Source organism: Roseicella sp. DB1501 (genome assembly GCF_013112485.1).
Taxonomy (GTDB): Bacteria; Pseudomonadota; Alphaproteobacteria; order Acetobacterales; family Acetobacteraceae; genus Paracraurococcus.
This window is the reverse complement of record NZ_JABFHG010000001.1, coordinates 465,945-486,153: the sequence shown is the minus strand read 5'-3', so window position 1 is coordinate 486,153 and position 20,209 is coordinate 465,945. Positions and strand designations below refer to the sequence as shown.

General features: G+C 71.4%; 21 protein-coding genes. 12 read left to right on the top strand and 9 right to left on the bottom strand.

Annotated features, from left to right (window positions below):
- Nucleotides 1-53: 53 nt before the first annotated feature.
- Nucleotides 54-551, bottom strand: a complete 498-nt coding sequence (gene accB / locus HJG45_RS02360; RefSeq protein ID WP_171610452.1) for an acetyl-CoA carboxylase biotin carboxyl carrier protein — start codon at nt 549-551, stop codon at nt 54-56.
- Complete coding sequence (aroQ, locus tag HJG45_RS02355; RefSeq protein ID WP_171610451.1) at nt 548-1,015, bottom strand: type II 3-dehydroquinate dehydratase; 468 nt, start codon at nt 1,013-1,015, stop codon at nt 548-550. The genes accB and aroQ overlap by 4 nt, the downstream gene beginning before the upstream one ends.
- An 89-nt stretch (nt 1,016-1,104) precedes the next feature.
- On the opposite strand from aroQ, the gene thiS reads away from it, so the two are divergent.
- The 4 genes from thiS (at nt 1,105) to HJG45_RS02335 (ending at nt 4,433) form a co-directional block, all read left to right on the top strand.
- Nucleotides 1,105-1,353 (top strand): sulfur carrier protein ThiS, encoded by a 249-nt coding sequence (gene thiS, locus HJG45_RS29340; protein ID WP_254452226.1) that lies wholly within the window; start codon nt 1,105-1,107, stop codon nt 1,351-1,353.
- Nucleotides 1,354-1,355: 2 nt separating this feature from the next.
- Nucleotides 1,356-2,165, top strand: a complete 810-nt coding sequence (locus HJG45_RS02345; protein ID WP_171610450.1) for a thiazole synthase — start codon at nt 1,356-1,358, stop codon at nt 2,163-2,165.
- Nucleotides 2,166-2,747: 582 nt separating this feature from the next.
- Entirely contained in the window at nt 2,748-3,878 is a 1,131-nt protein-coding gene (locus HJG45_RS02340) for a type III PLP-dependent enzyme (RefSeq protein WP_171610449.1), read from the top strand.
- 87 nt (nt 3,879-3,965) lie between these two features.
- Nucleotides 3,966-4,433, top strand: a complete 468-nt coding sequence (locus tag HJG45_RS02335; RefSeq protein ID WP_171610448.1) for an Lrp/AsnC family transcriptional regulator — start codon at nt 3,966-3,968, stop codon at nt 4,431-4,433.
- A gap of 36 nt (nt 4,434-4,469) precedes the next feature.
- Here HJG45_RS02335 and HJG45_RS02330 read toward each other — a convergent pair whose 3' ends face one another.
- A complete protein-coding gene (locus HJG45_RS02330) occupies nt 4,470-6,056 on the bottom strand; it encodes an ABC transporter substrate-binding protein (RefSeq protein WP_171610447.1) in 1,587 nt (528 codons plus the stop codon).
- A 254-nt stretch (nt 6,057-6,310) separates the two neighbouring features.
- On the opposite strand from HJG45_RS02330, the gene HJG45_RS02325 reads away from it, so the two are divergent.
- Genes HJG45_RS02325 through HJG45_RS02300 form a run of 6 tightly spaced genes read left to right on the top strand, consistent with a single transcriptional unit; the run spans nt 6,311 to nt 11,897 of the window.
- Complete coding sequence (locus tag HJG45_RS02325; protein WP_254452262.1) at nt 6,311-7,855, top strand: ABC transporter substrate-binding protein; 1,545 nt, start codon at nt 6,311-6,313, stop codon at nt 7,853-7,855.
- Nucleotides 7,852-8,826 (top strand): ABC transporter permease, encoded by a 975-nt coding sequence (locus tag HJG45_RS02320; protein WP_171610445.1) that lies wholly within the window; start codon nt 7,852-7,854, stop codon nt 8,824-8,826. Before HJG45_RS02325 ends, HJG45_RS02320 begins: the two co-directional genes overlap by 4 nt.
- Nucleotides 8,823-9,749 (top strand): ABC transporter permease, encoded by a 927-nt coding sequence (locus tag HJG45_RS02315; RefSeq protein WP_171610444.1) that lies wholly within the window; start codon nt 8,823-8,825, stop codon nt 9,747-9,749. The genes HJG45_RS02320 and HJG45_RS02315 overlap by 4 nt, the downstream gene beginning before the upstream one ends.
- A complete protein-coding gene (locus HJG45_RS02310) occupies nt 9,746-10,726 on the top strand; it encodes an ABC transporter ATP-binding protein (RefSeq protein WP_171610443.1) in 981 nt (326 codons plus the stop codon). The genes HJG45_RS02315 and HJG45_RS02310 overlap by 4 nt, the downstream gene beginning before the upstream one ends.
- Complete coding sequence (locus HJG45_RS02305) at nt 10,723-11,760, top strand: ABC transporter ATP-binding protein (protein WP_171610442.1); 1,038 nt, start codon at nt 10,723-10,725, stop codon at nt 11,758-11,760. Before HJG45_RS02310 ends, HJG45_RS02305 begins: the two co-directional genes overlap by 4 nt.
- Nucleotides 11,757-11,897: a hypothetical protein gene (locus HJG45_RS02300; protein ID WP_171610441.1), complete on the top strand. Its 141-nt coding sequence runs from the start codon at nt 11,757-11,759 to the stop codon at nt 11,895-11,897. Before HJG45_RS02305 ends, HJG45_RS02300 begins: the two co-directional genes overlap by 4 nt.
- A gap of 4 nt (nt 11,898-11,901) precedes the next feature.
- Here HJG45_RS02300 and HJG45_RS02295 read toward each other — a convergent pair whose 3' ends face one another.
- From HJG45_RS02295 to HJG45_RS02270, 6 genes are all read right to left on the bottom strand, one after another.
- Nucleotides 11,902-13,065 carry an MFS transporter gene (locus HJG45_RS02295; RefSeq protein ID WP_171610440.1) on the bottom strand — a complete coding sequence of 388 codons (1,164 nt, stop codon included), beginning with the start codon at nt 13,063-13,065 and terminating at the stop codon, nt 11,902-11,904.
- 110 nt (nt 13,066-13,175) lie between these two features.
- Nucleotides 13,176-13,928 (bottom strand): NAD kinase, encoded by a 753-nt coding sequence (locus tag HJG45_RS02290; RefSeq protein ID WP_368040502.1) that lies wholly within the window; start codon nt 13,926-13,928, stop codon nt 13,176-13,178.
- Nucleotides 13,929-14,007: 79 nt separating this feature from the next.
- Nucleotides 14,008-14,853 (bottom strand): carbon-nitrogen hydrolase family protein, encoded by an 846-nt coding sequence (locus tag HJG45_RS02285; protein ID WP_171610438.1) that lies wholly within the window; start codon nt 14,851-14,853, stop codon nt 14,008-14,010.
- A 102-nt stretch (nt 14,854-14,955) separates the two neighbouring features.
- Complete coding sequence (locus HJG45_RS02280; protein WP_171610437.1) at nt 14,956-15,345, bottom strand: hypothetical protein; 390 nt, start codon at nt 15,343-15,345, stop codon at nt 14,956-14,958.
- Between the two features lie 48 nt (nt 15,346-15,393).
- Nucleotides 15,394-16,386: a GTP 3',8-cyclase MoaA gene (moaA, locus tag HJG45_RS02275; RefSeq protein ID WP_171610436.1), complete on the bottom strand. Its 993-nt coding sequence runs from the start codon at nt 16,384-16,386 to the stop codon at nt 15,394-15,396.
- A gap of 172 nt (nt 16,387-16,558) precedes the next feature.
- A complete protein-coding gene (locus HJG45_RS02270) occupies nt 16,559-16,708 on the bottom strand; it encodes a DUF3553 domain-containing protein (protein ID WP_174890375.1) in 150 nt (49 codons plus the stop codon).
- A gap of 241 nt (nt 16,709-16,949) precedes the next feature.
- Between HJG45_RS02270 and HJG45_RS02265 the strand changes: the two genes are divergently transcribed.
- The gene (locus tag HJG45_RS02265) at nt 16,950-17,558 is read left to right on the top strand and encodes a histidine phosphotransferase family protein (protein WP_171610434.1); all 609 of its coding nucleotides are present in this window, start codon (nt 16,950-16,952) and stop codon (nt 17,556-17,558) included.
- Nucleotides 17,559-17,693: 135 nt separating this feature from the next.
- Nucleotides 17,694-20,198, top strand: coding sequence for a chemotaxis protein CheW (locus HJG45_RS02260; RefSeq protein WP_171610433.1), 2,505 nt, complete (start codon nt 17,694-17,696; stop codon nt 20,196-20,198).
- Nucleotides 20,199-20,209 lie beyond the last annotated feature (11 nt).

Genomic DNA, 20,209 nt, shown 5'->3' with positions numbered 1-20,209 from the left:
CGGCCGGAGGCTGACCAGGAAATGCTGGCCGCGCCTTCCCGCCCCGCGGCGCATCACTCGACGATCATCAGCGGCTCGCCATATTCCACGGGCGTGCCGGTCTCGATCAGGATGCGCGTCACGGTGCCGGAGCGCGGCGCCTTGATCTGGTTGAAGGTCTTCATCGCCTCGACCAGGAGCAGGGTCTGCCCCTGCGTCACCCGGCTCCCGAGCGCGACGAAGGGGGGCTGGCCCGGCTCCGGCGACAGATAGGCGACGCCGACCATGGGCGAGGCGACCAGCCCCGGATGCTTGGCAAGGTCGATGCTCTCCTCGGCCGGCGCCGCCGCCGGGGCCGGCACGGCCGCGGGCGCCGCCGGGGCTGGCGCGGCCTGCGGCAGGCCGGCGGGCCAGGCCATCTGCATCGCCGGCGCCGGCGCCGGCGGCAGGGTGCGCGCCACCCGGATGCGGCTGTCCTTCTCGACCAGCTCGATCTCCGTCAGGTCAGTGTCCTTGAGGATCTGCGCCAGGGCGCGGATCGCCTCGGGATCGAACTGGATGCCGTTGCTCATTCGTCGTCGTCCGGATCCTCGGCGTCCTCGAGCAGCCCCGCCATGGCCTGCATCGCCAGGGCGTAGCCCCGGATGCCGAGGCCGGCGATGACGCCGGTGGCCGCCTTCGACACATAGCTGTGGTGCCGGAATTCCTCCCGGCGGTGGATGTTGGTGATATGCACCTCGATCACCGGCAGGCCGACGGCCAGCAGCGCATCGAGCAGGGCGATGGAGGTGGTGGTGTAGCCCGCCGGATTGATGATGATCCCGGCCGCCCGCCCGCGGCATTCCTGGACCCAGGTGACCAGCTCGCCCTCGCCGTTGGTCTGCCGGAAATCGATCGCCAGCCCCAGCTCGTCGGCGGTCTCGGCGCAGAGCGCCTCGACGTCGTCGAGCGTCGCACGGCCGTATTTCTCCGGCTCGCGCGTGCCGAGCATGTTCAGGTTCGGGCCGTTCAGAACGGCAATGAGCGGCGGGTTCACGGCAGGGTGTCCTGTCGGGGAGGAAGCGGGGCTAGCACGGGGGGTTTTCGTGCCGCAAGCGGCAGGGGGCGCCCGGCGGCCCGGGCGCCTTGTCGCGGGGGGTCGGCTTCGCCATCTTCGCAGGCATGGAGGACACGATTTCCATCATGGTGAATGGCGAGCCACGGGAGATTCCCGGCCCCGCCACCGTTGCCGACCTGCTGGCGCGAATCGGCCTCGACACGCGCAAGGTGGCGGTCGAGCGCAACCTCGAGATCGTCCCCCGCTCCACCTATGCCGCCACGGCCCTGACCGCCGGCGACCGGCTGGAGATTGTGCATTTCATCGGCGGAGGCTGAGCATGGATGGCATCCCGACGGGGACGGCGGCCCAGGACGACAGCTGGGAGGTGGCCGGCCTGCGCTTCCGCTCCCGGCTCATCGTCGGCACCGGCCGCTACAAGGATCTGGAGGAGACCGGCCGGGCGATCGAGGCCTCCGGGGCGGAGATCGTCACCGTCGCGGTGCGGCGGGTCAATCTCGGCGACCCGAACGCCCCGATGCTGCAGGATTACGTCGACCCCAAGCGCTACACCTACCTGCCGAATACGGCGGGCTGCTTCACCGCCCAGGATGCGGTGCGCACCCTGCGCCTGGCACGGGAGGCCGGGGGTTGGAACCTGGTGAAGCTTGAGGTGCTGGGGCCGCCGCCCTTCCTCTATCCCGACATGCGGGCGACCTTCGAAGCGCTGGAGGCGCTGCTGAAGGACGGCTTCCAGGTCATGGTCTATTGCTCGGACGACCCGATCGCGGCGAAGCGGCTGGAGGAGATGGGCGCGGTCGCGGTGATGCCGCTCGGGGCGCCGATCGGCTCCGGGCTCGGCATCCAGAACCCGGTGATGATCCGGGCGATCATCGAGAACGCCAAGGTGCCGGTGCTGGTCGATGCCGGGGTCGGCACGGCGAGCGATGCCAGCCTCGCCATGGAGCTCGGCTGCGACGCGGTGCTGATGAACAGCGCCATCGCCCATGCGAAGGACCCGGTGCGCATGGCGCGGGCGATGAAGGCGGCGGTGGAGGCGGGAAGGCTGGCCTGGCTCGCCGGCCGGATGCCGCGGCAATACGCCGCCGATCCCTCGAGCCCGCTGCAGAGCGGGCTGATCACCCGCTGAGGCGCGGCGCGGCCGTGGCGCCGCGCCGTCTGCCCAACCACCGCAATCCACCGTCCTGACCTGCTTTCCCCCGCCGGCGGCCTTCGCCGGCGGGGCGCCGGCATGCGCCCTGGCGACGCGGCCGGTGCCGCTGCCGATGGCGAATCGGCGCCTCATCCTGGCCGGTGAATTCCCGGCCACAAAGGCCTCCCGCAGGGCTTTCAGCCTGAGGGCAAGCGCCGCCCCGGGGGAGATTCCGGCCGGTGCCGATGGTTCCTGGAAAAATATCCGGCCGACCGTGTTTTTCCGCTTTGCAGTCCCGAGGGCGGACCCTATATGCCGCGTCAGACGCAGTACGCACGTGCCTCTGGCCCCAAGCCCACGGAATTCCGGCGCCCCTCCACAACGGCGCCATACTCGGGATCACCGCGGCGCAAGGTTTACGCAACGACGTCAAGCGTTCTGGCAACCCCGTTTGGCCCGTCCCGTAAGGGAGGCAGGCCGGACGGTTCACTTGGTCGCTGGTTCGTTCGACCGTTTCGTCAACTTGGGGCCGCCATACCCGGTCGGGGGGCGGTCCTTTCCGTCTCTGGAGGGTGTGGCATGACCCCGAAGGTCGCCCGCTACCTGCGCGACATCGCGCCTGCTACCCCGTGTCTCGTCCTCGACGTGGACCGCGTGGAAGAGAACTATCGCCGGTTGATGGCGGCGATGCCGCTGGCCCGCATCTACTACGCCGTGAAGGCCAATCCGGCGGCGCCGGTGCTGGCGCGGCTGGCGGGGCTCGGCTCCTCCTTCGACGCCGCCAGCCTCGAGGAGGTCGAGGCCTGCCTGGCCGCCGGGGCGCGGCCGGAGGCGATCTCCTTCGGCAACACGGTGAAGAAGGAGAGCGCCATCTGCGCCGCCCATGCGGCCGGGGTGCGCATGTACGCCTTCGATTCCGAGCCGGAGTTGCGCAAGCTCGCGCGCAGCGCCCCAGGCGCGCGCGTCTATTGCCGCATCCTGGTCGGCAATGACGGGGCGGAATGGCCGCTCAGCCGGAAATTCGGCTGCGAGGTCGAGATGGCGAAGGCGCTGATGGTGCAGGCGGGCGAGCTCGGCCTCGACCCCTACGGCATCTCCTTCCATGTCGGCAGCCAGCAGACCCGCACCGGCGCCTATGAGGCGGCGATTGCTCGCGTCGGCATGCTCTTCACCGATCTGCGCGAGGCCGGGGTGAACCTGCGCATGGTCAATCTCGGCGGCGGCTATCCGGTGCGCTATCGCTCCGAGGTGCCGGCGATCGACGAGATCGGGGACGCCATCATGGGCGCCATGGTGCAGGCCTTCGGCAATGCGCTGCCGGAGATGGTGATCGAGCCGGGCCGCTTCATCGTCGGCGATGCCGGCGTCGTCTCCTCCGAGGTGGTGCTGGTCTCCCGCAAGGCCGAGAACGACCCGGTGCGCTGGGTCTATCTTGATATCGGCCGCTTCGGCGGCCTGGCCGAGACCGAGGGCGAGGCGATCAAATACGCCTTCCGCACGCCGCATGACGGCGACGCGGACGGGCCGGTGACCATCGCCGGGCCGACCTGCGACAGCACCGACACGCTCTACGAGAAGTCGAATTACCGGCTGCCGCTGGCGCTCGAGAGCGGTGACCGGATCGAACTGCTCTCGACCGGCGCCTATGTGACGACCTATGCCAGCCAGGCCTTCAACGGCTTCCGTCCCCTGGCCGAGCACTACGTATAACGGTGGACCGGGGCAGGCAGCGTCCTGCCCTGGTCGCACCAAAATCCTTACGTTCACAACTCGTGCCGGGGCGATTAAGCTCCCGTCATGGACGAGATCGACCGGAACCTGACCGTTGCCCTGCAACTCGATGGCAGCGCCGGGCTGGCCGAGCTTGCCAAGGTCGCTGGCCTGTCAGTCTCGGCGACCGCCGAGCGGGTGAAGCGGCTGGAGGAGCGCGGCGTGATCCGCGGCTGGCGGGCCGATCTCGATCCCGCCCAGGCCGGCTGCCCGCTGCTGGCGCATGTCCTGGCTGCCGTCGCGCCCGGCGCCGAGGATGCCGGCTTCCGCGAGGCCATCCAGCAGCAGGAGGCGGTGCTGGAATGTCATGCCGTCAGCGGGAGCTGGACCTATCTGCTGAAGCTGCGCCTGCCCGATCTCGCAGCGCTCGACCGTTTCCTGAACGAGCAGCTGCGCGTCCTGCCCGGCGTGCAGCGCATCGAGACGCTGCTCACCATCGCCACGGTGAAGGAGACCTCGATCCTCCCCGTGGCGCCGGCCGATCCGGAGGAGTGAGGGCGGGCAAAAGCCCGCCGCCCGTCACTTCGCCCGTTACTTCGCTGGCCGCGTCGACATCGCCAGGGTGCGCTCGTCCATCCGCGCATCGTAGGCGAGGCCTTTCCGCAGTGCCCAGCTGTTCACCAGCTGGAAGAGTGGGATGATGGCGACATCGTCCGTCGCCATCTTCACCGCCTGGCGCAGCAGCCCCTCCCGGGTCTTGTCGTCGATGGTCGAGGCGGCGCGCGCGGTCAGCGCATCCAGCTCGGGATTCGCGTAGCGGCCCGAATTGCTCGCCCCGGTCCGTTTCTCGCGGTCGAAGGTGCCGAGGATGTTGACGAGCGCGTAGCTCGCCTCGCCGGTGACGCTGCCCCAGCCGGCCAGGCGGATGGCGTAGTCCTGCCGGTTGGAGCGCAGCGAGAAGCTGGCCCAGGGCACCGCCTCCACCTCGGTGCGCAGGCCGATACGGCTGAACATCTGCGCCACCGCCTGCGCGGTCTTGGCGTCGTTCGGATAGCGGTCGTTCGGGCTGTGCAGGGTCATGCGGAAGCCCTGCGGGAAGCCGGCCTCGGCCAGGAGCTTCCTCGCGCCGTCCGGATCATAGGCGGGCGGCCTCACCTCCGGATTGTAGCCGAAGGTGCCCTCCGGCAGCCATTGCCCGGTCGGCTGCGCCGTCCCCTCCATGATGCGCTGCGCCAGGGCCTCGCGGTTGATCGCCATGGAAAGGGCGCGGCGGATGCGGAGGTCGTTGAACGGATTGCCGGGCAGCGGCTTGCCGTCATTGTCGCTGACGAAGGGCACGTCGCCCTGCCGCGAGCGGTCCATGACGAGGTAGATCATCCGCAGCCCCTGGATCTCGGAGACGGTGATCCGGCTCTCCCGCTTCAGCCGGGCGAGATCGGTCGAGGGCACCTGGTCGATCAGGTCGACATCGCCGGCGAGCAGCGCCGCGCTGCGGGCGCCGTCATTGCCGATGAAGCGGTAGTTCACCCGCTCCCAGGGCTCCGGGCCGCGGAAATAGGCCTCGTTGCGGGCGAGCTCGGTGCGGTCGCCGGGGCGGTAGGCCAGCATGCGGTAGGGGCCGGTGCCGATCGCCGCCTTGCCGCTGTTGAAATCCTCCGTCGAGGCGCCCTCGGCCGCATGCTTGGCGATGATGGCGACCGAGGCGAGCTCGGTCGGCAGCAGCGGATGCGGCCTGGCGGTGTGGAAGCGGAGGGTCAGCGGGTCCACCACCTCCACCCGCTCGATGGCGCGGACGAAGCCGCCGAAGCCGCCCGGGCTGCCCGGCACGTTCGGGGTGCGCTGAATGGTGAAGGCGACGTCCTCGGCGGTGAAGTCGCGGCCGTCATGCCATTTGACGCCGGGGCGGAGCCTGAACTCCCAGACCGTGTCAGAGAGGACGCGCCAGCTCTCGGCGAGCCCCGGATAGGGCTGCGCCCTGGCGTCGCGCTCCACCAGCCGGTCGAAGATGTGCATCGACAGGCTATTGTTCGGCGAGGCGTTGTAGAAATGCGGATCCACCGAGGTGACCGCGCCGCCGATGCCGATGTTCAGCACCCGCCCTTCCTGCTGCGCGGCAGCGGGAGCGGCCGCCCCGAGCAGGAGGGCGATCGCGGTGGGCAGCATGGGTCGGCGGCGCATGGGGTTCTCCTCGGCTGGCCCGAGCCTAGCGGCCGCTTGGGGACCGGCCAACGGCCATGTCCGTGGCAGCGCGGGCGATGGCTGGCGCGAAATCGGGCAGGGGCGTCTGGACCGGCGCCGCCCGCAGCGGGCGGCCATGGCGCTGCGTCTTTCGGCCGCCGAGGGAAGGCTGCTAGCATCGCCGGTGCTGGGTTCCGGGGGGCGATATGGGCGGATGCTTTCGCGCGGCGCTGAGCGGCGCCGTACTCGCATGGATGCTGCTGCCCGGCATGCCGGCCCGGGCGCAGGAGCTGACCATGGCGGTTGGCGCGCCGGTCACTTCGCTCGACCCGCATTACCACCAGCTCTCGCCCAATACCGCGGTCGCGCAGATGATCTTCAGCGGGCTGACCGCGACCGACGGGCATGCCCGCATCGTCCCGGATCTCGCGGAGAGCTGGCGCGCGGTGGATGCGACGACCTGGGAGTTCAGGCTGCGCCCCGGCGTCCGCTTCCACAACGGCAGCGACTTCACCGCAGAGGACGTCGCCTTCACCTTCCAGCGCGTCCCGAACGTGCCGAACTCCCCCTCCTCCTACGCGATCTACACGCGGCCGATCCGCGAGGTGCAGGTCGTCGATGCCCATACGCTGCGGCTGAAGACCGCCGCGCCCTATCCGCTGATGCCGACCGACCTCGTCAGCGTCATGATCCTCGATGCCGAGACGCATGCGAAGGCGACGACGGAAGGCTTCAATGCCGGGCCGATGGCGGTCGGCACCGGCCCCTTCCGTATGGTGAGCCACCGCAATGGCGACCGCATCCTCTTCGAGCGCAACGAGGGATACTTCGGCACGCCGCCCGCCTGGCAGCGGGTGACCTACCGCATGATCACCAACGACGCGGCGCGCACCGCGGCGCTGCTCGCCGGCGACGTCGCCTTCATCGACCAGGTGCCGACCAGCGACCTGGCGAAGCTGCGCGGCGATGCCCGGGTGGCGCTGTCGGAGATCACCGGCCTGCGCCTGATCTATCTCGCGCTCGACCATGCGCGGCGCGAGGCCTCGCCCTTCGTCGCCGACAATGAGGGCAAGCCGCTGCCGCGCAACCCGCTGCAGGATGTGCGGGTGCGGCGCGCCCTGTCGATGGCGATCGACCGCGGCGCCATCGTCGAGCGGGTGATGGAGGGGGCGGCGATCCCGGCCGGGCAGTTCCTGCCGGAAGGCAGCTTCTCCTACGTCTCCGACCTCGCGCCGACCCCCTACGACCCGGAGGGTGCGAAGCGGCTGCTGGCGGAGGCCGGCTTCCCGCAGGGCTTCCGCATCACCCTGCACGGGCCGAACGACCGCTACCCGAACGATGCCCGCATCATCCAGGCGATCGGCCAGATGTGGAGCCGGGCCGGGGTGCGCACGGCGGTCGAGGCGCAGCCCTGGACCACCTTCATCGCCCGCGCCGGGAAGCAGGAATTCTCGATCTTCCTGCAGGGCTGGGGCAGCAGCTCGGGGGAGGGGTCCAACCCGCTCCGCAACCTCACCGCGACGCCGGACCGGGAGAAGGGCTACGGCGCCTCCAACCGTGGCCGCTATTCAAATCCCGAGGTCGACCGCCTGCTCGGCGAGGCGATGCAGGAGCTCGACGACGCGAAGCGGGAGGCGCTGCTGCAGGCGGCGACGCGGGTCGCCTTCGAGGATGTCGGCATCCTGCCGCTGCACATCCAGAAGAATGTCTGGGCCATGCGCAAGGGGTTGGCGCATGGCCCGCGGGCCGATGAGCTGACGCGGGCGCAGGACATCCGCCCGGCGGGGGCCACGCGATGACCGTCTTCCTGCTGCGCCGGCTGCTTCAGGCGGCCGCGGTGGTGCTGGTGATGTCGCTGCTGGTCTTCCTCGGCGTCTACGCCATCGGCGACCCGGTCGAGATCCTGATCAGCCCCGAGGCTGACCAGATCGAGCGCGAGCGGGCCATCCAGGCTCTCGGTCTCGACCTGCCGCTCTGGCAGCAATACCTCGTCTTCCTCGGCCGGGCGCTGCAGGGCGATCTCGGCCTCAGCTTCGTCTTCAACGAGCCGGCGCTGCGGCTGATCCTGGACCGCATGCCGGCGACGCTGGAGCTGGCGGTTGGGGCGACGCTGGTGGCGCTGGTGATCGGCCTGCCGCTCGGCCTCTATGCCGGGTTGCGGCCGCATTCGCCCGTCTCCAAGGGCATCCTCGCCGGCAGCATCCTCGGCTTCTCGCTGCCCACCTTCTGGGTCGGGCTGATGCTCATCATGGTCTTCGCTGTGCAGCTCGGCTGGCTGCCGAGCACCGGGCGGGGGGAGACGGTGACCGTGCTCGGCATGCGCTGGAGCTTCCTGACGCGCGACGGGCTGGCGCATATGGTCATGCCGACGGTCAATCTCAGCCTCTTCAAGACCAGCCTCGTCATCCGCCTGACCCGCGCCGGGGTGCGGGAGACGATGCTGATGGACTACGTGAAATTCGCCCGCGCCAAGGGGCTCTCGCCGGCGCGGATCACCTTCGTCCACGTCTTCAAGAACATCCTGATCCCCGTGGTGACGGTGGTCGGGCTGGAATTCGGCGGCACCATCGCCTTCTCGGTCGTCACCGAGAGCGTCTTCGCCTGGCCGGGCATGGGCAAGCTGATCATCGACAGCATCAACGTGCTCGACCGGCCGGTGATGGTCGCCTACCTGATGATCATCGTGCTGATGTTCATCACCATCAACCTCGTGGTGGACATCACCTATTCGCTGCTCGATCCGCGCGTCCGGCTGGAGGGCAAGTCATGAGCAGCACCGCCGCCGGCTCGCCCCTCGCGCGCCCGCAGGCCGCCGCGGTCGAGACGCCGCTGCGGCGCTTCATCTCGGAATTCGCCGAGAGCCGCCTCGCGCTCTTCGGCCTCGGCCTCTTCCTGCTCATCGTCGCCGCCGCCCTTCTCGCCCCCTGGATCGCGCCGCAGAATCCCTACGATCTCGCCCAGCTCGACATCATGGACGGGCGGCTCGAGCCAGGCTCGCGCAACGGCGCCGATACCTTCATCTACTGGCTCGGCACCGACGACCAGGGCCGGGACATGCTCTCGGGCATCCTCTACGGGCTGCGCATCTCGCTCAGCGTCGGCGCCGGCTCGGCGATCCTCGCCTGCCTCGTCGGCGCCTCGCTCGGCATGCTCGCCGCCTATGCCGGCGGCCGGACCGACGGGCTGATCATGCGGCTCGTCGACCTGCAGCTCTCCTTTCCGGCGATCCTCGCGGCGCTGATGATCCTCGCCTTTCTCGGCAAGGGCATCCTCAACGTCGTCATCGCCCTCGTCGTGGTCGAATGGGCCTATTACGCCCGCACCGTCCGCGGCACGGCACTGGTCGAGCGGCGGCGGGAGTACATCGAGGCGGCGCAATGCCTCGCCCTGCCGACGCGGCGCATCATCTTCCGCCACCTGCTGCCGAACTGCCTGCCACCGCTCATCGTCGTCGGCACCATGCAGGTCGCCCGCGCCATCGCGCTGGAGGCGACGCTCTCCTTCCTCGGCCTCGGCGTGCCGATCACGGAACCCTCGCTCGGCCTGCTCATCGCCAATGGCTATGAATACATGCTCTCGGGCAAGTACTGGATCAGCTTCTATCCGGGAATCGCGCTGCTGGTCACCATCGTCTCCATCAACCTCGTCGGCGACCAGCTCCGCGACGTGCTGAATCCGAGGCTGAAGAAATGAGCCCGCCGACCCTGCAGGTGCGGAACCTGAAGACGCATTTCTTCACCCGCGCCGGCGTGGTCCGGGCGGTGGACGACGTTTCCTTCACGGTCGAGAGCGGCAAGGTGCTCGGGCTGGTCGGCGAGAGCGGATCGGGCAAGTCGGTCACCGGCTTCTCCATCCTCGGCCTGGTCGATCCGCCCGGCCGCGTCACCGGCGGCAGCATCCTGTTCAAGGGGCAGGATCTCGCGACGCTCTCGGAGGCAGCGATGCGCCGGCTGCGCGGCAACCGCATCGCCATGATCTTCCAGGACCCGATGATGACGCTGAACCCGGTCCTGCGCATCGACACCCAGATGATCGAGACGGTGCTGGCGCATGCGAAGGTCAGCCGCGAGGAGGCGCGGCAGCGCGCCCGCGACGCGCTCGGCCAGGTCGGCATCCCGAGCCCGGAGGAACGGCTGCACGCCTATCCGCACCAGTTCTCGGGCGGCATGCGCCAGCGCGTCGCCATCGCCATCGCCCTGCTGCACAAGCCCGACCTCATCGTGGCGGACGAGCCGACCACCGCCCTCGACGTGACGATCCAGGGGCAGATCCTGGCCGAGGCGCAGAAGCTCTGCGCCGAGAGCGGCACGGCGCTGATCTGGATCACCCATGATCTCTCGGTCGTCGCCGGCCTCGCCGACGACATCGCGGTGATGTATGCCGGGAAGGTGGTGGAGCAGGGGCCGGTCGTCGACGTGCTGGACGCGCCGCTGCATCCCTACACGGTCGGGCTGATCGGCAGCGTGCCGAGCCGCAACCATCGCGGCGAGCCGCTGCGGCAGATCCCCGGCATGACGCCCTCGCTGCTGAACCTCCCCGCCGGCTGCGCCTTCCGCGCCCGCTGCCCGCGCGCCGAGGCACGCTGCGCCGAGCCGCCGCCCTTCGCGGAATACCGGCCCGGCCGCTTCGCCCGCTGCATCCACCCCTACCAGGAGGCGGTGGCGGCATGAGCGAGACCCTGGCGCCGCCGCCTCCTGCCCTGCAGGAGGCGCCGCCGATCATCGAGCTGCGCGGCGTCTCCCGCCGCTTCGCCACCAGCCTCGACTTCGCGGCGAAGCTGGCGCGGCGGCTCGGCCTGCCGGTGCGGGAGGAGGTCGTCCATGCCGTGGACGGGGTCGATCTCAGCATCCGCAAGGGCGAGGTGGTGGGGCTGGTCGGCGAGAGCGGCTGCGGCAAGTCGACCCTCGGCCGCATGGTCGCCGGCATCCTGCCGCCGAGCGCGGGCAGCGTGCTCTGGTGGGGGCGCGACCTGCATGGCCTCTCGGGGGCGGAGGCGCGGCAGGCGAAGCTGCGCACCCAGATGATCTTCCAGGATCCCTACGCCTCGCTCAACCCGCGGCTCAAGGTGGCAGAGATCGTGGGAGAGGCGCCGCAATATCACGGCCTGGTCCGGCGCGGCGGGCTGGATGCCTATGTGGACGAGCAGCTGCGCCGCGCCGGGCTCGACCCCACGCTGAAGCGGCGCTACCCGCACCAGTTCTCCGGCGGCCAACGGCAGCGCATCGGCATCGCCCGGGCGCTCGCGGTGCAGCCGGACTTCCTGATCTGCGACGAGGCCGTGGCGGCGCTCGACGTCTCGATCCAGGCGCAGATCCTCAACCTCTTCATGAAGCTCCGGCGCGAGCTCGACCTGACCTACCTGTTCATCAGCCACGATCTCGGCGTGGTCGAGCATCTCTCGGACCGGGTGGTGATCATGTATCTCGGACGGGTCGTCGAGGAGGCGCCGGCCGAGGAGGTCTTCCAGCGGCCCAACCACCCCTATACGCGCGCCCTGCTGGCCGAGGTGCCGCGGATCGAGGCGCGCAAGCGCGCCTTCTCCGGCGTGAAGGGCGAGATTCCCTCGCCGCTCAACCCGCCCCCCGGTTGCCACTTCCACCCGCGCTGCCCGCATGCCTTCGAGCGCTGCCGGATCGAGCGGCCGGCGCTGCGCGAGGTCGCGCCGGGCCATCGCTCCGCCTGCCACCTGAACGACGCCGCATGACCCGCATCCTCGCCCCCGTTCTCGCCTGCATGCTGCTCCTAACCCTTGCCGCCTGCGTCGCCGGCGAGGGGTCGAGCGGCCCCTATGTCGGCGGCAGCCTCGGGGGCAATGTCCGCACGCCGTCGCGCGACCGCTGAGGGTTCAGCCGCGCCGTGCCGCGACGGTGAAGGCGGCGGCGGCGAGCAGCGCCAGGGCGGCGAAGAGCCAGGGGACCGGCGCATAGCTCCCGGCGCCCTCCCAGATCAGGGCGAGCAGCAGGGGCGCCGCGGTGCGCGGCAGCACGGTCGCCACGCTGAGGGCGCCGGTGATGGCGCCATAGCCCTCGCGGCCGAGGATCTCCGCCACGCCCGCAGCGCGCACGATGGTCATCAGCCCGTCCGCCACCGCCCAGGCCAGGGCGTAGAGCGCCAGCCAGGCCAGCTCCGGCGGGGCCAGCGCGAGGATGAGCATGCCGAGCGGCGCCAGCAGCGTCGCCAGGGTGCCGACGCCGCGCATGGTCACCCGCCGGCCGAGGCCGAACAGCGCCAGCCGGGCGGCGACCTGGAAGGGACCGTGCAGCGCGACGACCAGCAGCACGCTCGCCTCCGGCAGCGCGCGCTCGCGCAGCAGCGGGATGGCATGCGCGCCGAGGCCGGTGGCGATGAAGGCATGCGCCGCGAAGCAGGCGGCGAGGCCGAGGAAGGCGGGGCCGCGCACCACGGCGCCAAGCCGGAAGGGCGCCGCCGGGCGTGCCGGGTCGCGCGGCTGCGGCGGCGGCAGCAGCCAGAGCGCCAGCAGGCCGGGGATGAGCTGCAGCCCGGCGAGGCCGAGCAGCGCGCCGCGCCAGCCGAGCGCCGCGATCAGCGCCGCGCCGAGCGGGACGAAGACGGTGCCGGTAAAGCCGGTGATGAAGGTGATGCCGGCGATGCTGCGATTGGCGTCGCGCGCCGCATTGACGACGACCGCCATGGCCGGGCCCCAGAGCGCCGCCGCCTGGGCGAGGCCCATCGCCGCCCAGAGCAGCCAGTAGAGCGCCAGGCTGTCCGTCGCCGACCACAGCGCCAGCAGCGCGGCGCCCAGCCAGGCGCCGGCGGCGAGCAGGCCACGGCCGCCATGCCGGTCGACATGCCGGCCGACCGGGATGGCGGCGATGCCCGAGACCAGCAGGGCGAGGGTCAGCCCGGCATTGATCTCGGCCCGCGACCAGCCGAGCTCGGCCTCCATCGGCGCGCCGAAGAGCGGGAAGACGGAGAAGAGCGTGCCCCAGCCGATGGTCTGGCCGATGGCGATACCGAGGACGAGGCGGAGGTCGCTCGCCGGCGTCACGGGCGGCAGGTCCAGCTGGTCGCTGTTCTGGTGTCGAGCCTGGCGTCGGGACCGGTGGGAGGGCGGCTCGGCAGGGCGGGCATCGGCGTCCAGGGCTGCGGCGCGTTGCTCTATACGGTGAACTGCTCGGCGATGATCCGCTCGCTCAGCCCGTGATCGGGATCGAAGAGCAGGGTCAGCGCGACGCTGCGATCCTCCCGCACCTCGACGCGGCGGACGTCCCGCACCTCGGTATAGTCGGCGACCGCCGCGACCGGGCGCTTCTCCGCCTCGAGGATCTCGAACACCACCGCCGCCTCGCCCGGCAGCAGCGCGCCGCGCCAGCGCCGCGGCCGGAAGGCGGAGATCGGCGTCAGCGGCATCAGATTGGCGCCGAGCGGCACGATCGGCCCATGCGCCGAGAGGTTGTAGGCGGTGCTGCCGGCCGGCGTCGCCACCAGGACGCCGTCGCAGATCAGCTCCGGCAGCCGCACCTTGCCATCGACCAGGATGCGCACCTTGGCGGCCTGGCGGGTCTCGCGCAGCAGCGAGACCTCGTTGATCGCCAGCGCCTCGGCGGTGCCGCCGATCTCGGTGCTCGCCCGCATGCGCAGCGGGTGCAGCACCGCCGCCTGCGCCTCGGCCAGCCGCTCCTCCAGCCGCTCCTCGCGGAACTCGTTCATCAGGAAGCCGACGCTGCCGCAATTCATCCCGTAGACCGGGATGTTGTGGCCGAGCCAGCGATGCTGCGTCTCCAGCATGCCGCCGTCGCCGCCGAGCGCGACGATGGCCGCCGCCTGCTCCGGCGGCACCTCGCCATAGCGGGCGACGAGCCGCGCCCGGGCGGCGCGCGCCACATCGGTGGCGGCGGCGTGGAAGGCAATGCGGCCGCGGACATCCTCGGTCCGCCGGGCGACGGGCTGCGGGAAGGGGAGGGGGACCGGGACGTCGCTCACGCGGCGCTCACAGCGCGATCGGTCGCGCTACGCGATGCTCAAGGACCGGCATGTCGCGTCGGACGCGGGCGGTGACCGCCGGGTTGATCCGCGCCGTCGCCCAGCCGATCCCGTCCGAGGCCTTGGCGACCACATGGCCCCAGGGGTCGGCCACCAGCGAATGCCCGTAGACCGATCGCATGGCGCCGCGCTCCTCGTACTGGCCGGTGGAGGCGGCGGCGAGGATCCAGCACTGGCTCTCGATCGCCCGGGCGCGCATCAGCACCTCCCAGTGGTCCTTGCCGGTCTGCAGGGTGAAGTTGGAGGGCACGAAGATCGCCTCCGCGCCGAGCCGGCGCAGCGCCAGGTATTCCTCGGCGAAGCGGATGTCGTAGCAGATGGTGCAGCCGAAGGTGATGCCGCCGGCCTCGAAGGTCACCAGCCGGTCGCCGGCGCCGTAGAGGGCGCTCTCGCGATAGCCGGTGCCGTCCGGCCCGGTGATGTCGAAGAGGTGGATCTTGCGGTAGCGCGCGATCTCGCGGCCGGAGGGGTCGAAGACGACCGTGGTGTTGAACAGCCTCTCGCCGCCATCCTCGATCATCGAGCCGCCATGGACATGGATGCCGTGCTCGCGCGCGAGGCCGCGCAGCAACTCGTAGGCCGGCCCGCCCGGCGCGGCGGAGCCTTCGGGCGGCAGCACCTCCGCCGCGGCCCGGCGGCTGTCCCGCCCGCCGCCGAGATTGGTCCAGGTCTCCGGCAGGGTGACGAGGCCCGGCCGGTCCGCCTCGACCGCCGCCGCGACCAGCCGGCGCGCCTGATCGAGATTGGCCGCCTTGTCGCTGCCCTGGTTCATCTGGATGACGCTGACGCGCATGCGACCCCCCTTGCCGGTGCCGGCATCAAGCCCCGGCGGGGCGCCGGGGGCAAGCGAGGCCGTGCCGCCTGGTCGCGCCGCTCCCGGTCAGCGCCGTCCCCGTCAGCGGCGACGGTCGCCCGGCCAGTCCAGCCGCGGCTCGGCCCGGCCGCCGCGCGAGGGCTCCGGCCAGGCGGCGGGCGGCGGCACGGGGGGAGTGACCCGGGGCGGCTCCTCCTCCGCCCGGTTGCGCCGCGGCAGCTCCACCCAGTCATCGGCGACGGCCCGCCGCGGCGCCCCGGAGAGCTGCAGGGAGAGACTGCGGATCTCGGCCTGGATCTCGTCGAGCTGCGCCTCGAGCGAATCCAGCCGGCCCTTGAGGCCGAAGACGCTGAAGGGCATCAGCAGATAGGCGAGGCCGGCCAGCAGCAGCAGGAGCAGGGCGAGCAGCCCGGTCCAGCCCGGCAGGCCGGGGATGGCGAGCCGCGATGCGAGTTCCTGCAGCAGGGCCATGGGCGGTGCACCTCGGCATGGGGCGCCGGGATTGCCGCCCCGGCCGGATCAGCCGCCGGTCACACTCATGTGCCGGCCGACCGAAGGTCGGTTATGCCGCCGGTCGATGATGAAGTCATGTCCCTTCGGCTTCCGCGCGATCGCCGCGGCGATGGCGGCCTGCAGCTGGGCGTCGTCCACCGAGGGGTCGCGGAGCAGGGCGCGGAAATCGGCCGAATCCTCCTGGCCGAGGCACATGTACAGCGTCCCGGTGCAGGTCAGCCGCACCCGGTTGCAGCTTTCGCAGAAATTATGAGTCATCGGCGTGATGAAGCCGATGCGGGTGCCGGTCTCCTTCACCGCGTAGTAGCGGGCCGGGCCGCCGGTGCGGTAGTCGGTCTCCTCCAGCGTCCAATGCTCGCGCAGGCGGGAGCGCACCAGGGAGAGCGGCAGGTACTGGTCGGTGCGGTCGCCGGTGATGTCGCCCATCGGCATGGTCTCGATCAGGCAGAGATCGAAGCCGTGCTCGCCGCACCAGGCCAGCATGCGGTCATACTCGCCCTCGTTCACCCCCTTGAGGGCAACGGCGTTGATCTTCACGGCGAGGCCGGCCGCCTTGGCGGCGAAGATCCCGTCCAGCACCTTCTCCAGCGCGCCCCAGCGGGTGACCGCGTGGAACAGGCCCGGATCGAGCGTGTCGAGCGAGACATTGATCCGCCGCACCCCGGCCGCGTAGAGCGGCTCGGCCATCTGGCCGAGCTGGGTGCCGTTGGTGGTGACCGTCAGCTCCCGCAGCCCGCCGGCGCCGATCCGGGCGCCGAGGCTCCGGAACAGCGACAGCACGTTCTTGCGGACCAGCGGCTCGCCACCGGTCAGCCGGATCTTCTCCACCCCGAGCCCGATGAAGGCGCCGCACAGCCGGTCCAGCTCCTCGAGCGTCAGCACCTCCCGCTTCGGCAGGAAGGTCATGTCCTCCGCCATGCAGTAGACGCAGCGAAGGTCGCACCGGTCGGTGACGGAAACGCGCAGGTAGGAGATCCGTCGGCCGAACGGATCGATCATGGACAGCATTCCCCGTGCAGAGGGTTTCGGTTCATTGCCAGGCATTTGGGCCGCGCCCCCGGCGGACCGCAAGCCCCCGGCCCGCCGCGCCCGGCGCGGGGCTGCCCTGCGCCCGATAGCTCGCGCCCGGTAGCTCGCGCCCGATGGCCTGCACCCGTGCCCCGGCCGGCGGTCAGCCCTCCTCCACCACCTCCAGCTCGACCAGCGCGGCATTGATCAGCAGCTTGCCGGCATGCTCGAAATTAACGGTGATCCGGTTGCCGATGACGGACTGGACCTGCCCCTCGCCCCAATCGGGGCGGTCCGGATGGCGCACGCGCATGCCCGGTTCGATGATGCTGGGCACTTCCCCTCCTGGTTCATAAATGATGACAGGTCCCGCCAAGTTCCGGCAATCTAGACACGTTTGGCGGGATATGGAGCCGCCCGGACCGATTTGCGGTTGCTCATGGCCGGCAGGGTCGCGCCAGCGAAGGACGCCCCCGGCCGGGCGGATGGTCGGCCCCGTCGCACGGGTCGCGCGGGGGCAGACGGCGCTCCCGCGACAGGACAGGAAGCGTTCCATGGTTGCGGAAACCCAGCTTGCCGAGGCGCTGGCCGCCCGTCTCTGCCACGATCTCGGTGGCGCCGTCGGCACCCTCGCCGGCACGCTCGACCTGGTGGGCGAGGGCGATACCGATCTGCTCGGCCTGGCGCGCGAGACGGCCATCGGCCTGCGCCAGCGGCTTTGCCTCTTCGCCGCCGCCTGGGGCGGGGTTGCCTCCGAGCTCGGCGCCGAGGAGATCGCCGCCCTCCTCGCCGGGGCGCCGAGCGCCGGGCGCGTCGCCTTCCACCTGGCCGCGCTGGCGCCGGGCACGACCCTGCCGGCGCCGCTGGTGCCGCTGGCGTTGAACGCGGCGCTACTCGGGGCGGAGGCGCTGCCGCGCGGCGGCACCGTGCTGCTCGGCGGCTCGGCCGAGGATGGGCTGGTGGTCAGCCCGGCCGGCCGCGACGCCGCCTGGCCCGCCGGGCTGCGCGCACTCTTCGCTGGCGCGACGGCCACCGAGGGGCCGCGCGGCATCCTGGCGCCGCTGCTGCTGGGGCAGGCGGCCGAGCGCGGCTGGCAGGTCGCCTTCGGGCCCAGCGTGGCGACGGGGCTGCCGGCGCTGCGGCTGGAGCCGCCGGGCGGCTGAGCGTGATCGCCGGATCGGGCAAGCCCCTCCGATCGGCGGCACGCGTTCCCCTATCCGCTTTACGAAATCTTCGCCCGCATCGCCCAGTCTGTCGGCTCGCCCGGCGCCGTCGCGGCGCGCCAGCGAGGGATGAGAATGGACGACCTGCTCGCCGACTTCCTGACCGAGACGAATGAGGGGCTGCTCGCCCTGGATGCCGCCCTGGTGCGGCTGGAACGCGCACCGCAGGGTGCCGCGACGCTCTCCGAGGTTTTCCGGATCGTCCATACCATCAAGGGCACCTGCGGCTTCCTCGGCCTGACGCGGCTGGAGCGGGTGGCGCATGCGGCGGAGAACGTCCTCGGCCGCTACCGCGACGGCACGCTGCCGGTGACGCAGGGGGGCATCTCGCTGATCCTCGCGGCGCTCGACGCCATCCGCGGCATCGTCGCGGGGCTCGAGGCGACGGGGCAGGAGCCGGCCGGCGAGGATGCGCCGCTGATCGCCCGCCTCGATGCCGAGGCCGAGGGACAGGCGCCACCCGCCGCCCTGGCGCCCCCATCGGCGCCGTCCCCGGCCGCCGCGCCCGAGCCGGACCCGGTGCCGGCCGCGCCCGGCGGCGCCTCGCCGCCGCAGACGATCCGCGTCTCGGTCGAGGTGCTCGAGGATCTGATGATGCTGGTCTCGGAGCTGGTGCTGACGCGCAACCAGCTCCTGCAGCTCGCCCGCGCTCGCGAGGACAGCGCCTTCGCCGTGCCGCTGCAGCGCCTCTCGCACATCACCACCGATCTGCAGGAAGGGGTGATGAAGACGCGCATGCAGCCGATCGGACATGCCTGGGCGAAGCTGCCGCGCCTGGTCCGCGACCTCGGCCTCGAGCTCGGCAAGAAGATCGCGCTTGAGATGCGCGGCGCCGAGACCGAGCTCGACCGGCAGGTGCTCGAGCTGATCAAGGATCCGCTGACGCACATGGTCCGCAACTCCGGCGACCACGGGCTGGAACGGCCGGAGGAGCGGCTGCTGGCTGGCAAGCCGGAGACCGGCCGCATCACGCTCGATGCGCGGCACGAGGGCGGGCACATCGTCATCGAGATCGGCGATGACGGTCGCGGGCTGAATGCCGAGCGCATCCGGCAGAAGGTGCTGGCGCAAGGCCTGGCCACCGAAGCCGAGCTCGCCGGCATGTCGGAGCGCGAGATCCACCGCTTCATCTTCCGGCCGGGCTTCTCGACCGCCGCCGCGGTGACCGCCGTCTCCGGCCGCGGCGTCGGCATGGACGTCGTCAAGACCAACATGGAGCGGATCGGCGGCACCATCGACATCCGCTCGCGCGAGGGCCGCGGTACCAGCTTCGTCATCAAGATTCCGCTGACGCTCGCCATCGTCTCGGCGCTGATCGTCGAGGCGGGGGGCGAGCGCTTCGCCATCCCGCAGATCGGCGTGGTCGAGCTCGTCCGGGTGGGCAGCGAGGGCGCGGCGCAGATCGAGCACATCAAGGACGCGCCGGTGCTGCGGCTGCGCGACCGGCTGCTGCCGCTCGTCGACCTGGCGGGGCTGCTGCGGCTGCGGCCGGCGGCCGGGGCGGGCAGCGGCTTCGTCGTCGTCACCCAGGTCGGCGCGCATGTGCTCGGCATCATCGTCGACCGCGTCTTCGATACCGAGGAGATCGTGGTGAAGCCCGTGGCGCCGATCCTGCGCCATGTGACGATGTTCGGCGGCAACACCATCCTCGGCGACGGCAGCGTCATCATGATCCTCGACCCGAACGGGATCGCCCGGGCGACCGGCCTCGGCGCCGATGCCGCCGAGGCGGAGGCCGAGCGCGAGGCGGTGCCGCAGGCCGGGGCGACCTCCGAGGCGGGCACGGCGCTGCTGCTCTTCCGGGCGGGGGACGCCACGCCGAAGGCGGTGCCGCTCGGCCTCGTCGCGCGGCTCGAGGATGTCGAGGCGGGGCGCATCGAGCAGGTCGGCGGCCGCCCGCTGGTGCAGTATCGCGGCCGGCTGATGCCGCTGCTGCCGCTTTCCGGCCATTGGGACCCGGCGCTCGCGCCGCCGCGGCAGCCGGTGCTCGTCTTCGGCGATGGCGAGCGCTCGATGGGCGTCATGGTCGACGAGATCCTCGACGTCGTCGAGGCGCGGCTGACCATCGATCCCGCCGGCGAGCGGCCAGGCTATCTCGGCAGCGCGGTCGTCGCCGGGCGGGTGACGGAGCTGCTCGACACCGCCTGGTGGCTGCGCGAGGCGGGCGAGGACTGGTTCGGCGGCGCGGCCAGGACCGGCAGCGGCCGGCGCGTGCTGCTCGTCGAGGACAGCGCCTTCTTCCGCAACCTGGTCGTCCCGGCGCTCAGCGCCGCCGGCTATGCCGTGACCGCGGTGCCCGATGCGGCGGAGGCGCTGCGGCTGCGCGACGGCGGCCAGGGCTTCGACGCCATCCTGTCGGACATCACCATGCCGGGCATGGACGGCTTCGCCTTCGCTCGCGCCCTGCGGCAAGAGGGTCCCTGGCGCGACCTGCCGCTGATCGCCCTGACCAGCCGCGGCGCGCCCGAGGATATCGAGCGCGGCCGCAGCGCCGGCTTCACCGACTACGTGGCGAAATTCGACCGTGCGGCGCTGCTTGAGAGCCTCGCCCAATGCCTCGCGGCACCGGTCCTGGCCTGAGCGAAGGAGGA

Coding starts and splice junctions, on each gene's coding strand:
- HJG45_RS02270 (WP_174890375.1), bottom strand. CDS start 16,708: ATGCGCGTGCGCCATCCGGACCGCCCCGATTGGGGCGAGGGGCAGGTC.
- HJG45_RS02280 (WP_171610437.1), bottom strand. CDS start 15,345: ATGGCCCTGCTGCAGGAACTCGCATCGCGGCTCGCCATCCCCGGCCTG.
- HJG45_RS02310 (WP_171610443.1), top strand. CDS start 9,746: ATGAGCCCGCCGACCCTGCAGGTGCGGAACCTGAAGACGCATTTCTTC.
- HJG45_RS02285 (WP_171610438.1), bottom strand. CDS start 14,853: ATGCGCGTCAGCGTCATCCAGATGAACCAGGGCAGCGACAAGGCGGCC.
- HJG45_RS02335 (WP_171610448.1), top strand. CDS start 3,966: ATGGACGAGATCGACCGGAACCTGACCGTTGCCCTGCAACTCGATGGC.
- HJG45_RS02305 (WP_171610442.1), top strand. CDS start 10,723: ATGAGCGAGACCCTGGCGCCGCCGCCTCCTGCCCTGCAGGAGGCGCCG.
- HJG45_RS02315 (WP_171610444.1), top strand. CDS start 8,823: ATGAGCAGCACCGCCGCCGGCTCGCCCCTCGCGCGCCCGCAGGCCGCC.
- moaA (WP_171610436.1), bottom strand. CDS start 16,386: ATGATCGATCCGTTCGGCCGACGGATCTCCTACCTGCGCGTTTCCGTC.
- HJG45_RS02260 (WP_171610433.1), top strand. CDS start 17,694: ATGGACGACCTGCTCGCCGACTTCCTGACCGAGACGAATGAGGGGCTG.
- HJG45_RS02330 (WP_171610447.1), bottom strand. CDS start 6,056: ATGCGCCGCCGACCCATGCTGCCCACCGCGATCGCCCTCCTGCTCGGG.
- HJG45_RS02320 (WP_171610445.1), top strand. CDS start 7,852: ATGACCGTCTTCCTGCTGCGCCGGCTGCTTCAGGCGGCCGCGGTGGTG.
- HJG45_RS02340 (WP_171610449.1), top strand. CDS start 2,748: ATGACCCCGAAGGTCGCCCGCTACCTGCGCGACATCGCGCCTGCTACC.
- HJG45_RS02345 (WP_171610450.1), top strand. CDS start 1,356: ATGGATGGCATCCCGACGGGGACGGCGGCCCAGGACGACAGCTGGGAG.
- HJG45_RS02300 (WP_171610441.1), top strand. CDS start 11,757: ATGACCCGCATCCTCGCCCCCGTTCTCGCCTGCATGCTGCTCCTAACC.
- HJG45_RS02325 (WP_254452262.1), top strand. CDS start 6,311: ATGCTGCTGCCCGGCATGCCGGCCCGGGCGCAGGAGCTGACCATGGCG.
- HJG45_RS02265 (WP_171610434.1), top strand. CDS start 16,950: ATGGTTGCGGAAACCCAGCTTGCCGAGGCGCTGGCCGCCCGTCTCTGC.
- accB (WP_171610452.1), bottom strand. CDS start 551: ATGAGCAACGGCATCCAGTTCGATCCCGAGGCGATCCGCGCCCTGGCG.